11 protein-coding genes and 3 tRNA genes are annotated in these 12,253 nt (G+C 60.4%); 9 read left to right on the top strand and 5 right to left on the bottom strand.

All coding sequences use genetic code 11. The features are described 5' to 3' along the window. Positions 1 to 18 precede the first annotated feature (18 nt). Positions 19 to 1,467, top strand: a complete 1,449-nt coding sequence (locus tag IEV53_RS03930; RefSeq protein WP_188425506.1) for an APC family permease — start codon at positions 19 to 21, stop codon at positions 1,465 to 1,467. A 13-nt stretch (positions 1,468 to 1,480) separates the two neighbouring features. Here IEV53_RS03930 and IEV53_RS03935 read toward each other — a convergent pair. Further along, positions 1,481 to 1,555, bottom strand: a tRNA-Thr gene (locus IEV53_RS03935). Between the two features lie 92 nt (positions 1,556 to 1,647). On the opposite strand from IEV53_RS03935, the gene IEV53_RS03940 reads away from it, so the two are divergent. Genes IEV53_RS03940 through IEV53_RS03950 form a run of 3 tightly spaced genes read left to right on the top strand, consistent with a single transcriptional unit; the run spans position 1,648 to position 5,451 of the window. Continuing rightward, positions 1,648 to 3,123: a paraquat-inducible protein A gene (locus tag IEV53_RS03940; RefSeq protein WP_188425507.1), complete on the top strand. Its 1,476-nt coding sequence runs from the start codon at positions 1,648 to 1,650 to the stop codon at positions 3,121 to 3,123. After that, positions 3,120 to 4,805 carry a PqiB family protein gene (locus IEV53_RS03945; RefSeq protein WP_188425508.1) on the top strand — a complete coding sequence of 562 codons (1,686 nt, stop codon included), beginning with the start codon at positions 3,120 to 3,122 and terminating at the stop codon, positions 4,803 to 4,805. The genes IEV53_RS03940 and IEV53_RS03945 overlap by 4 nt, the downstream gene beginning before the upstream one ends. A 1-nt stretch (position 4,806) precedes the next feature. Next, positions 4,807 to 5,451 (top strand): PqiC family protein, encoded by a 645-nt coding sequence (locus IEV53_RS03950; protein WP_229719542.1) that lies wholly within the window; start codon positions 4,807 to 4,809, stop codon positions 5,449 to 5,451. 118 nt (positions 5,452 to 5,569) lie between these two features. Here IEV53_RS03950 and nusG read toward each other — a convergent pair whose 3' ends face one another. The 3 genes from nusG to IEV53_RS03965 all read right to left on the bottom strand — a co-directional run bounded on the left by nusG (position 5,570) and on the right by IEV53_RS03965 (position 6,559). Beyond that, positions 5,570 to 6,100, bottom strand: coding sequence for a transcription termination/antitermination protein NusG (gene nusG, locus IEV53_RS03955; RefSeq protein WP_023979810.1), 531 nt, complete (start codon positions 6,098 to 6,100; stop codon positions 5,570 to 5,572). An 11-nt stretch (positions 6,101 to 6,111) separates the two neighbouring features. After that, positions 6,112 to 6,396, bottom strand: a complete 285-nt coding sequence (secE, locus tag IEV53_RS03960; protein WP_229719543.1) for a preprotein translocase subunit SecE — start codon at positions 6,394 to 6,396, stop codon at positions 6,112 to 6,114. Positions 6,397 to 6,482: 86 nt separating this feature from the next. Continuing rightward, a tRNA-Trp gene (locus IEV53_RS03965) sits at positions 6,483 to 6,559 on the bottom strand. 184 nt (positions 6,560 to 6,743) lie between these two features. Between IEV53_RS03965 and IEV53_RS03970 the strand changes: the two genes are divergently transcribed. Then, positions 6,744 to 6,817 (top strand) — tRNA-Gly (locus IEV53_RS03970). A 60-nt stretch (positions 6,818 to 6,877) separates the two neighbouring features. Here IEV53_RS03970 and IEV53_RS03975 read toward each other — a convergent pair. Beyond that, entirely contained in the window at positions 6,878 to 7,429 is a 552-nt protein-coding gene (locus IEV53_RS03975) for a cupin domain-containing protein (protein ID WP_229719544.1), read from the bottom strand. A 335-nt stretch (positions 7,430 to 7,764) separates the two neighbouring features. On the opposite strand from IEV53_RS03975, the gene atpH reads away from it, so the two are divergent. From atpH to atpD, 4 genes are read left to right on the top strand one after another with little or no spacing between them, the layout of a single operon-like run. Continuing rightward, entirely contained in the window at positions 7,765 to 8,352 is a 588-nt protein-coding gene (atpH, locus tag IEV53_RS03980) for an ATP synthase F1 subunit delta (RefSeq protein ID WP_229719545.1), read from the top strand. Then, positions 8,352 to 9,887 (top strand): F0F1 ATP synthase subunit alpha, encoded by a 1,536-nt coding sequence (gene atpA, locus IEV53_RS03985; protein WP_188425509.1) that lies wholly within the window; start codon positions 8,352 to 8,354, stop codon positions 9,885 to 9,887. The genes atpH and atpA overlap by 1 nt, the downstream gene beginning before the upstream one ends. Positions 9,888 to 9,896: 9 nt before the next feature. Then, positions 9,897 to 10,772: a F0F1 ATP synthase subunit gamma gene (locus IEV53_RS03990; RefSeq protein WP_188425510.1), complete on the top strand. Its 876-nt coding sequence runs from the start codon at positions 9,897 to 9,899 to the stop codon at positions 10,770 to 10,772. A gap of 26 nt (positions 10,773 to 10,798) precedes the next feature. Continuing rightward, on the top strand, positions 10,799 to 12,253 hold the full coding sequence (atpD, locus tag IEV53_RS03995) for a F0F1 ATP synthase subunit beta (protein ID WP_188425511.1): 1,455 nt from the start codon (positions 10,799 to 10,801) through the stop codon (positions 12,251 to 12,253).

The raw sequence follows: 12,253 nt of genomic DNA on the forward strand, positions 1-12,253 counted from the left end.
CTTGAGGAAAACGGCATCATGGCGGCTGAAGGCCAGTCTCGCATCCTGCATCGTCAGCTCGGGCCGTTCAGCCTGTTGATGATGGGTATCGGCAGTGTGGTCGGTGCCGGTATCTATGTTCTGCCCGGTATTGCCGCCGCCCATTATGCCGGGCCTGCCGTCTCCCTCTCATTCGTTCTGGCTGCCATAAGCTGCGGCTTTATTGGCCTGTGCTATGCCGAGCTTGCTTCTGCCCTGCCTGAAGCCATGGGGGGGGCCTATGGCTATTCGCGCGTTATTCTGGGCATTGGCCCTGCGTGGTGGGTCGCCTGGATGCTGGTGCTTGAATATGCTCTGGCTGGCTCGGCCGTGTCGGTTGGCCTGACCGGCTATCTTTCCGGCCTGCTGGCATCCTGTGGCCTGACCCTGCCTGGTGCTGCAACCAATTCGACGGTCATCTGGCATGACGGGGGTTTCCATCTGGCTGGCCAGATCAATGCGGTCTCGCTCTGTCTGGTTCTTGTGCTCGGTCTGATCCTGTCTCGGGGCATTCGTCAGGCGAGCCGGGCGAATGGCGCTTTCGTTCTGCTCAAACTGGCCGTTCTCGTCGTTTTTGTCTCCGTGGGCTGGAGCCATGTCAGGCCTGCTCTGTGGCATCCTTTCCTGCCGCAATCCGAGGGCGGGTTCCATTTCGGTCCGGCGGGTCTGCTGCGTGCCGTCGCGGTTGTGTCCTTTGCCTATCTCGGGTTTGACTCGATCTCTATTGCCGCATCGGAGGCGCGCAATCCCGGACGTGATGTGCCGTTCGGTCTGATCGGTGCGCTGGCGATCAGTGCGGTACTTTATGTGATGGTGTCGCTGGTCATGACCGGGCTGGTGCCGTTTCGCGCGCTCGATGTCGCAAGCCCTGTCGCCCTTGCCGTGCAGGCCCTCGCCATGCCGTCTCTGGGATTCGTTCTGCAATTCGGATCGGTGATCGGTCTGGGGTCTGTGCTGTTCGTCAGTCTCTATGGTCAGTCACGGCTCTGCCATATCCTGGCTCATGACAGGCTGATCAGTGAACGGTTCAGTCTGGTCGATCCGAAAAGCGGCGCACCGGTTCTGGCGATTGCCATGACGACGGCGCTCACAGCCCTGACCGCGGCTCTGCTGCCCATCGCGCTTCTGGCCGATCTGGTCAGTATCGGCACCATGATCGGCTTTGTCGTGATTGCAGTGGCGGTCATGAAGCTGCGTGGCGATGCCACACGCGCTCCGGCGCGTTTTCGCGTGCCTTTGCCCGGTCTGCGCGTCGGGACTCTCTGGATCGGTATTGTGCCCGTGCTGGCGATCGTGACCTGTCTGGTCAATCTGACCACTGTGCTGAGTGATCTGGTCGCACAAAGCCTGAGAGGCGACTGGATCCCGCTCGGGTTTCTGGCGTTATACTGTGTCGCAGGCTGGGTGCTCGGGCGTCGAAGCACGAGGGCGATCCACAAGGCGGGATGATGCAACGGGAAAGTGGTGCCGACACTCGGAATTGAACCGAGGACCTACTGATTACGAATCAGTTGCTCTACCCCTGAGCTATGTCGGCGTCCTTGGCGCGGTGCTATAGCCGAGACTGCGGGGGACTGCAACAGGGCAAACACCTATCTCTCAACGGAATCGTTCGCTACACTATGATTCATGTCTGATCGCTTCCATAAGCGTCTGTGGCGCAATGCCGTCACGATGACTTCTTCCGTGACGCCTTCCCCGACGCTGAAAGTCGTGGAGGGTGTGCGCGAATGCCCCTATTGCGGGCTTTTCCAGACAGTGCCGCGTCTCAAGCGCGGGCAGGTGGCCTTCTGCACGCGGTGCGATGCCCAGTTGGCCCGGCGCAGGCGCACGGCGCCTATCGCTGCCCCCACGGCCTTCTGTCTTGCCTCGGCAGCGCTCTATCTGGCGCTTCTCATCACCCAGTTGCTGACGATCAATGTTCATGGTCGCGTGAACACGGTCACGATTCTGACAGGGCCGATCGAACTCGGCAGAGAAGGATTTGGCGAAATTGGCGTCATTGTCGGCCTGACCACTCTGGTCATGCCAGGCATCGTGATTGCGCTTATGGGGGCCATTCTGATCGGGGCCAGCCGGCGGCATATGCCGGATTGGGCGCCGCGCCTCATGTCCTGGTACGACAGGCTGCGCGAATGGTCGATGATCGAGGTTTATATTCTCGGCGTGTTCGTCGCCTATACCAAGCTCATCGATCTGGCGATTGTCGATCTGCAGGCTGGCGTGTTCCTGATCGCGGCGCTCATGTTCACCATGGCGGCTACCGATTCCACACTCGATGTCGAGCGTATCTGGCATAACCGCGACATTCGCGAAGAGATGGCAGATGGCGAGGGACGTATCCTGCCGGTCGAGCATCTGACGGCAACTGAAGAGTTCATGCCATCGCTGCAGCACATGCTGTCCTGCCATTCATGCGGGCTGGTCATGGCATTCGATCACCCCGTGTCGCGTGAAGGCGATATGGGCGATTGCCCGCGCTGCCATCAGATCCTGCGCCGACGCAAATCCAACAGCCTGACCAATGCCGCCGCCCTGCTGCTGGCCGGGATCATCTGCTATATTCCGGCCAATCTCCTGCCGGTCATGACCTATACGAAGATGGGTCAGCCCGACACCAGCACCATCATCCATGGCGTGATCGAACTCTGGCAGTCTGATCTGATCCCGTTGGCGCTGCTGGTGCTTTTTGCCTCGATCACCGTGCCGGTGCTCAAGATCGTCTCTCTTGCCGTCATGGTTATCGGCACATGGCGCAAGCAGAAAAGGGGCCTGCGCAATCTCACCAAGCTGTATCGACTGATCGATCTGATCGGACGCTGGTCGATGATCGACGTGTTCATGATCTCAATTCTGGTTGCGATCGTACATTTTAACTTTCTCGCCAATGTTCTCGCCGATCCAGGTGTGGTTTTCTTCACCATCGTCGTCATTGTGACGATATTTGCGGTGCATAGCTTCGACCCACGCAGCATGTGGGACGCCGCAGGGGAAAACGGCCCGGTTCCGGCTCCCGACGAGGCAAGACAAAATTCCGCACCGGGAGGGATCTCCGAGGGCGGTACTTCATTTCCTCCTCACGATATGGAGCCTGAGCGCGCGTGAGCGACCAAAACGATCAATCCCGTCAGAATTCACCCGCCCCCAAACAGGCCGGGGTCAGAAAGACGCGTTTCTCGGTCATCTGGCTGATTCCGATCCTAGCGATCGTGATTGCCGGATGGCTTGCCTGGCGGAGCCTTGCCAATCGCGGGCCGGACATCACCATTACCTTCGATACGGCTTCCGGCCTGACTGCGGGGCAGACCCAGGTCAAGAACAAGGCCGTGACGTTGGGTACGGTGCAGGATATCAGCCTGACGCCGGATATGCGCCGCGTGATCGTACATGTGCGCATGAATGGCGATACCGAGGATATCCTGACCGATCACACGCGTTTCTGGGTCGTGCGCCCGCGTATCAACGGTGCCAGCATTACCGGTCTCGAAACGCTGCTGTCCGGGGCCTATATCGCGATCGATCCGGGTGAGAAGGGTGGTCGCTACGAGAGCAATTTCACAGGGCTTGAAGCAGCCCCTGGCGTGCGCTCGGACCAGCCCGGTTCCACCTTTATGCTGGTAACGCCCACGCTTGGCTCGATTGGTGAAGGGGCGCCGGTCTTCTTCCGTGACATGTCGGTAGGTGAGGTGCTGGGTTACACCATGCCACCGGGTGGCGAAGGCCCGATCATGGTCCAGGTCTTCGTCAAGTCGCCCTACGATCATTACCTGCGCACTGATACACGCTTCTGGAATGTCTCTGGTGTTCAGGTCGGGCTCGGTGCAGGTGGGCTCAAGGTTCAGCTTACCTCGCTTCAGGCGCTGCTTTCGGGCGGCGTGGCTTTTGGTCTGCCAACAAGACGCCTCAAGGTGGATGCGCCCCAGGCGCCTGCCAATTCGGTCTTCAGACTGTATGGCAGCCAGGCCGAGGCCGATAACGCGCGCTATCATCAGAGAATCAAGGCCGCCACCTATATCGACAGCTCCGTCAAGGGCCTCACAAGCGGGGCAACGGTCAGCATGTTTGGCATTCAAGTGGGCAGCGTGACCGATGTTTCGCTCAAGGTGAACGAAAAGGATGCTTCGGCCCGCGTCCGTGTCGAGATGGAACTCGAACCGGAGCGTGTTCTGAGCACCGAAGACAGCTCACGCGACGCACGGCACAAACTGCTTGAGGCATTTGTGGCGCGAGGGATGAGGGCTTCGGTCGAAAGCGCCAGCTTCCTGACCGGCGAATCGATGATCGGCCTGCAATTTGTCAAGAACGCCAAGCCCGAGAGTCTGACCTATGAGGATGATGTCGCCATCATTCCGAGCCAGCCTGGCGGTATCGACGGCATCATGGCTTCTGCGGCGACGACCATGGACAAGGTGGCGGCCATGCCGCTTACCCAGATCGGTGAGCATCTGAATGATCTGCTGGCACATGCCGATCAGCGCCTGGCGAGCCCGGAAGTGAAGCAGTCGATTGTCGCTCTGCGCGATTCGCTGCGTCATATTTCCGAGCTGACCCAGAATGCCGATCAGGGCATGAAGCCCCTGCTCAAGAAGCTGCCCGCCATGAGCGATGCGCTTCAGGGTACGTTGAAAAACGCGCAGGTAGTGCTGGCCAGCTATGGTGGCGATACCGATTTCCATCGCGATTTGCAGGCCATGATCACCCAGCTCGGCCAGGCGGCGCGTTCCATACGCTTCCTTACCGACTACCTGAATCACCATCCTTCGGCACTGATTACGGGACGCCACTGACGTGAAGATATTGCTTTCTCTCCGCTCGCATCGCGCCATGCGCCGTCCCGTCGCTGTTGCTGCCCTGTCGCTTCTGACGATGACGGGGCTCTCGGCCTGTGGCAGCGATCCGACACTTTACTCCATCGCGCCCGTACCCGGCGTCGCCCAGCAGGGCGGCCCGGTTGTGGTCGAGGTGCGCACGCCTGTCGTGACCGCCAGCCTTGATCGCGACGAAATCGTGCGTCAGGACAAGGACTACAAACTGGGCATCGCGAAGGGGAATGCCTGGAGCGAAGGGATTGGTGACATGATCGGGCGTGTTTTGACGCAGGATCTGGCGCAGCGCCTGTCGGGAACGACCGTTTTTGCCCAGAACGACGCGGTTTCGACCAAGCCTCTCGCTTTCGTCGAGCTGACGGTTACGGCCTTCAATGCCGATCAGCAGGGGAATGCGTCCCTTGTCGGGTCGCTCTCGGTTCATGGCGAAAAATCCGGCATTGGTCCGAATCTCACGATTCCGGTCCAGCTGCAGACCCATCTCGAAAACAAGCAGGCCAACACGCTGGTGGCTGGTCTCAGCACCCTGACAGGGCAACTGGCCGATCTGGCAGCACAGAAGATCCGCGCCCTGCCGGTATTGCCAGTGCTTCCGGCCACGCCCTGAGGGCTTGCGACGGCTTCTCCCTTGTTTTCAGGGAGGAGCCTTTCGGGCTCTGCCAAACAGGCACAAAAAAACCCGCTTCCTTTCGGAGGCGGGTTTTTTCAGGCTTAGAGCCGAATAATCAGAGCTTCTCGACCTGTGTGTAGTCGAGTTCCACCGGTGTGGAGCGACCGAAGATCGAGACGCTGACCTTGAGGCGCGAACGCTCTTCGTCCACTTCCTCGATGACACCGTTGAACGAAGTGAACGGACCATCGGCTACGCGGATCTGTTCGCCGATCTCGAAGGTAAGAGCCGAACGCGGACGCTCGACACCTTCTTCAGCCTGCTTGAGCATACGCTCTGCTTCCGCCTCGGTGATGGGCGAGGGACGGTTGCGCGTGCCCAGAAAGCCGGTGACCTTGGGGGTATCCTTGACCAGATGCCAGGCATCGTCGGTCAGTTCCATTTTCACCAGAACATAGCCCGGGAAGAACTTGCGCTCGGCATTGATCTTGCGACCACGGCGCACTTCGGTAACGTCCTCGGACGGTACCAGAACTTCCTCGAACTGATCGCTCAGACCTTTCTGAGCTGCCTGTTCCTTGATGTGGGTGGCAATCTTCTTCTCGAACCCGGAATAGACATGCACGACGTACCAACGCTTAGCCATGGTTGTTCGTCTTAGCCTCCAATGCCAAAGAGTTCGCGCACGCCAAGCCCGATAACCTGGTCGACGACGAAAAAGAAAACAGAGGTGAGGGCGGCCATGGCCAGCACGGCGCCCGTTGTAACCAGCGTATTGCGGCGAGTCGGCCAGGTGACCCTGGTTGCTTCCGCGCGGACGTCTTTCAGGTATTGCACCAGATTGAAACGGATTGCTGGTTTTGCAGAGGGTTTCGGGGCGCCACCCTTAGAGGGCGAAGACTGCTGCGACCCGTTTTTGGGGGTAGTGACCGACACCGTCATCCTCATGTTTATCTGAAAGCCGCGCGTGGCGGAATACCGCGCCCGACTCCGCTCGCTGACTTTATCAGCCAGCGGCTGCGGCGTGGTGGCAGGGGCGGAGGGTCTCGAACTCTCAACCTCCGGTTTTGGAGACCGGCGCTCTAGCCAATTGAGCTACACCCCTAACGTCGTCCGCCTGGTCAACCATCGCAGATGAAACATCCGGTCCGGTTGGGTCATGACGAGACCACTTGCGGCGTAATGCGGCGCCGGAGCGCTTAAGTCAAGAGATCATTTGCAGTTTTTCGGCCAAAACTGTCACTTGCCTCGCGCCGGGATCGGCGTTAGGGAGGGTCATCAGCTGAAGCGCGGGCGTAGCATAGTGGTAATGCAGTAGCCTTCCAAGCTTCTGAGGAGGGTTCGATTCCCTTCGCCCGCTCCAGCCGATCCTCTCCCGAAAAATTACATCAGAGTGCCTTTGTTCAGGCGCGTGTCCGCGTGCTCACTCTGTCAGGCAGGGTTTGTGGCTGGGCGTTGCTGACGCAAACTGCGTGATCATGAGGGCGACAGGCGCATCGCCGACATTGCCCGAGAGATGGCCGATATGACCGTCCCTGTCGGCTTTGGCGCCAACGTCCTCACTCAGCAGGGCGTCGCCCGGGTTCAGTTCCACCCGTGTGCCATCCATGCTCTGAACAAACCACACGCCTTGGATCGGGACGATCCATTGCACGCTCTCCGGCGCATGCCAGCCGCCCTTCCAGTGTGCAGGCTGCACACTGGTCACCATACGGGCCTGCCCCTGCTGCGCGTGATTGACCCATTGCGGGTCCGCATGGGGTGCCAGTTGCCTGAGAGTGAAATTGCGCAGTTTGCATTTTGTCAGATGGCTCACGCCCTGCTCATCGGTCCAGTTATCCCAGTAGGGCACACCTGCAGGTTGTTCCGGTGGGGCTGCGGCCAACGCGGGTGAGGAGAGAATCGCCAGAGAGCAGACAAGCGGGGCGAGACTGCGTCGGGAGGGAATGAGAGGGGCGCAGGAAATGAGTGACATAAGTGTCCTTGTTCTGAGCAGGGAGAAGCGCCCGGTTGTGGCAAAAACCGCCGCGAGAGTGCAAATCCGGAACAAAGCGCTTGCGGAAGGTCTGGTGAAGCCGGGAAGGTTCCTGTCCGTGGCCTGCTTTGCACCAGAGTGTCAGTTGCACAGGGCGCTAGACGCGTGCTAGACGCCCCGCGAGGCCTGATCCGTTATTGCGGAATCGGGATGAACAGTCTCGTTACCTGAGTCATGATCAATCGGTTGCATGAGTGGTGCGTTGGGGCAAAACCCTGCACGGCTCCCCCGTTGGTCGTCAGGATGTTTGTGTAATTGGGGTGGGAACGCCAGACGTGACAGTGGTCGAAACAGCCGAAGCACCGCAGGTCAGCTTGGACTCGCCAGGAGGCGTGGCCCATCGCTACGCCCTGGCGCTCTACGAGTATGCCGAAGAGAAGTCGGTACTCCCTGAGGTGCTCGATCAGGTGCGTGCGCTGCGCAAGCTGATTGTGGAAAGCGCGCCGCTGCGCGACTTCCTCACCGACCAGAGTCTTGATTCCCGTCAGGCTGGCCAGGGACTCGGCGCCGTGCTGAAGGCCCAGGGTTTCAGCGAAACGCTTCAGCGTTTCATTGGCGTCATCGCGCGCAACCGTCGCGCCGCACGCCTCGATGATATTCTCGGTGCGGTTATCGCTCTTGACGCCAAGCGTCGTGGTGAGACCGTGGCCGAAGTGCGCAGCGCACAGCCGCTCAGTGCGGCACAGCGCAGCGCCTTGCAGACTCGCCTGGCAGAAGCGGGCTATGCCCGTGTGTCCATGATCGAACGCGTCGAGCCCGAGCTGATCGGTGGCCTTGTCGTGCAGATCGGCGCCAAGCTATTTGATACCTCCATTCGCGGGCGTCTGACCCGCATCCAGAATGCCATGAAGGGAGCCGCGTGATGGATATCCGTCCCGCAGAGATTTCGGACATCCTCAAGCAGCAGATCGCGTCCTTCAATGACGATGCGCAGGTCTCCGAGACGGGCACGGTCCTGTCGATCGGTGACGGCATTGCGCGCGTCTATGGCCTGTCCAACGCCATGTCCGGCGAAATGGTCGATTTCCAGACCACGGGCGACCGTGGCATGGTGCTGAACCTTGAAGAAGACAGCGTTGGCGTTGTCGTGTTCGGCGATGGTGACGGCATCCGCGAAGGTGACACCGTCACCCGTACGGGCGCTGTGGTCGAAGTGCCGGTCGGCAAGGGTCTTCTGGGTCGCGTTGTTGACGCTCTCGGTAACCCGATCGACGGCAAGGGCCCGCTGACCGACGTCGTCATGAAGCGCGCAGAGGTCAAGGCGCCCGGCATCATGCCGCGCCAGTCCGTCTGCGAGCCGATGCAGACCGGTATCAAGGCCATTGACGCCCTGGTGCCGATCGGCCGTGGCCAGCGTGAGCTCGTGATTGGTGACCGTCAGACCGGCAAGACCGCCATTCTGATCGACACCATCGTTGCTCAGAAGCCCGTCAACGCCACAGGTGACGAGAAGCAAAAGCTCTACTGCATCTATGTTGCCATCGGCCAGAAGCGTTCGACCGTTGCCAACCTCGTTCGCACGCTGACGGAAGAAGGCTCGATGGAATACTCCATCGTTGTCGCCGCAACGGCTTCCGACCCGGCACCGATGCAGTATCTTGCTCCGTACTCGGCCTGCTCGATGGGTGAGTTCTTCCGTGACAACGGCATGCATGCCCTGATCTGCTATGACGATCTGTCCAAGCAGGCCGTGGCCTATCGCCAGATGTCGCTGCTGCTCCGTCGTCCGCCGGGCCGTGAGGCTTTCCCGGGTGACGTGTTCTATCTGCATTCGCGTCTGCTCGAGCGCGCTGCCAAGATGTCCGACGAGTTCGGCGGTGGTTCGCTGACGGCTCTGCCGGTCATCGAGACGCAGGCTGGTGACGTTGCTGCCTACATCCCGACCAACGTGATCTCGATCACCGACGGTCAGATCTTCCTTGAGACCGATCTGTTCTACAAGGGCATCCGCCCTGCTGTGAACGTCGGTGGTTCGGTGTCGCGCGTCGGCTCCGCAGCCCAGATCAAGGCGATGAAGCAGGTTGCCGGCAAGATCAAGCTGGACCTGGCCCAGTATCGTGAAATGGCTGCGTTCGCGCAGTTCGCTTCCGATCTCGACCCCGCAACCCGCAAGCAGCTGGAACGTGGCGCCCGTCTGACCGAGCTGCTGAAGCAGCCGCAGACCTCGCCGCTGCCGGTTGAAGAGCAGGTTGTGGTGCTGTTTGCCGGTACGCGTGGCTTTGTCGACGTGGTAAAGGTCGATCAGGTCGTGCGCTACGAAGCCGCTCTGCTTGCCGAGATGCGTGGCCCGGGCAAGGACATTCTCGACGCCATCCGCAATGATCGCCAGATCAAGCCGGAAGTCGAAGCCAAGCTGACCGAGCTGCTCACGGCGTTCAACAAGCGCTTCGAAGCCTAAGGACGGATCATGCCCTCGCTGAAGGAACTGCGCGCCCGGATCGCGGGCGTGAAATCACAGCGCAAGATCACGAGCGCCATGAAAATGGTTGCAGCGTCAAAGCTGCGCCGTTTTCAGAAGCATGCCGAGGCCTCGCGTCCCTATGCTGCTGCCATGCGTCGCATGCTGGCCGAGCTGGCTGTTGCAACAGCCGGTCAGGGCGAGCTGCCGATCCTGCTCGAAGGTGGCAAGGGCTCGACCCATCTCGTCGTTCTTCTGACCAGCGATTTCGGTCTTGCCGGTGGCTTCAACGCCAATCTGGTGCGCGCAACGCGTCAGATCGTGGCGCGTCTCGAGGCACAGGGCGAAACGGTGCGCATCCTGCCCGTCGGCCGCAAGGGCGGCGATGCCATGGCGCGCATCTTCCCCACCAAGCTTGTTGACCGTATCACGGGCACGGGCGGCCGCGAGGTGCAGTTCCAGGCTGCTGCCGAGCTTGGCGAGCGTGTGACGGAATTGCTGACCTCGGGTCAGGTCGATCGCGTGACGGTTGTGTTCAACCGCTTCGTGAACGCCATGACGCAGACACCGACAGAAGAGGCCCTGGTGCCGCTGACGGTGCCTGAGAACGACAATCAGACAGAATATAGCGCTCAATACGAATTTGAGCCCAATGAAGCCGAGCTGCTCGCTCAGCTTCTGCCGCGTAACATCCAGGTGCAGTTCTACGCAGCGCTTCTCGAAAGTGCAGCTGGCGAGCAGGGCGCGCGCATGACCGCCATGGATAACGCGACACGGAACGCAGGCAAGGCGATCGACGAATTGTCGCAGCGCTACAACCGCACCCGACAGAGCAACATCACCAAAGAACTTATCGAGATCATCTCCGGCGCTGAAGCCGTCTGAGACTTTTACGCAGGAGCCGAAATACGATGTCCGAAACTCTGTCGTCTGCCAGCAGCAACGTCGTGGGTCGCGTGACGCAGGTCCGCGGTCCCGTGGTCGATGTCCAGTTCGAAGGCACGCTGCCGCATATCCTCAATGCGCTGCACGTCCAGATTGGCGACCAGACCCTCGTGCTCGAAGTGGCACAGGAAATCGGTGAGCGCGAAGTGCGCTGCATCGCCATGGACAGCACCGATGGTCTGGTCCGTGGCAGTGCCGTCAAGGATACTGGCGCGCAGATCACCGTTCCGGTTGGTCCGGCCACGCTTGGCCGTATCTTGAACGTCATTGGCGAGCCCGTCGATGAGCGCGGCCCGGTTGTGTCCGACAAGCATTATCCGATTCACCGCAAGGCCCCGTCCTTCGAAGACCAGGCTGCTGCGTCCGAAATTCTCGTGACCGGCATCAAGGTTGTCGATCTGCTCTGCCCTTACCTCAAGGGTGGCAAGATCGGTCTGTTCGGTGGCGCCGGCGTCGGCAAGACCGTTATCATTCAGGAACTGATCAACAACATCGCCAAGGCCCATGGCGGCGTGTCCGTTTTTGCCGGTGTCGGCGAGCGTACGCGTGAAGGCAACGACCTGTATTTCGAAATGCAGGATGCCGGCGTGATCAAGATTGGCGAAGACGGCTCGACGGCTGGCTCCAAGGTCGCACTGGTCTATGGCCAGATGAACGAGCCGCCGGGTGCCCGCGCCCGCGTTGCCCTGTCTGCCCTGTCTCTCGCAGAATATTTCCGCGACGAGGAAGGCCAGGACGTGCTGTTCTTCGTGGACAACATCTTCCGCTTCACCCAGGCTGGTTCGGAAGTTTCGGCTCTGCTGGGTCGTATTCCTTCGGCCGTTGGCTATCAGCCGACGCTGGCCACCGAGATGGGCGCCCTGCAGGAGCGCATCACCTCGACCAAGAAGGGCTCGATCACCTCGGTTCAGGCCGTTTACGTGCCTGCCGACGATCTGACCGATCCGGCTCCTGCCGCGACCTTCGCCCATCTTGATGCCACGACCGTGCTGAACCGCTCGATCGCTGAAATGGGTATCTACCCGGCTGTCGATCCGCTCGACTCCACCTCACGTTCTCTCGACCCGAAGATCGTCGGTGAAGAGCACTACCAGGTGGCCCGTGACGTGCAGCGTATCCTTCAGACCTACAAGGGCCTGCAGGACATCATCGCGATCTTGGGCATGGACGAGCTTTCGGAAGAGGACAAGCAGGTCGTGGCGCGCGCACGTCGCATCCAGCGCTTCCTGTCGCAGCCGTTCCACGTGGCTGAAGTCTTCACGGGTTCGCCGGGCAAGCTCGTTGCGCTTGACGACACCGTGCGCAGCTTCAAGGCGATTGTGGCCGGTGAATACGACCACCTGCCGGAAGGCGCTTTCTACATGGTCGGCCCGATCGACGAAGCGATCGCCAAGGCCGAGAAGATGAAGGAGTCGGCGTAA

Source organism: Asaia siamensis, assembly GCF_014635085.1.
GTDB lineage: Bacteria > Pseudomonadota > Alphaproteobacteria > Acetobacterales > Acetobacteraceae > Asaia > Asaia siamensis.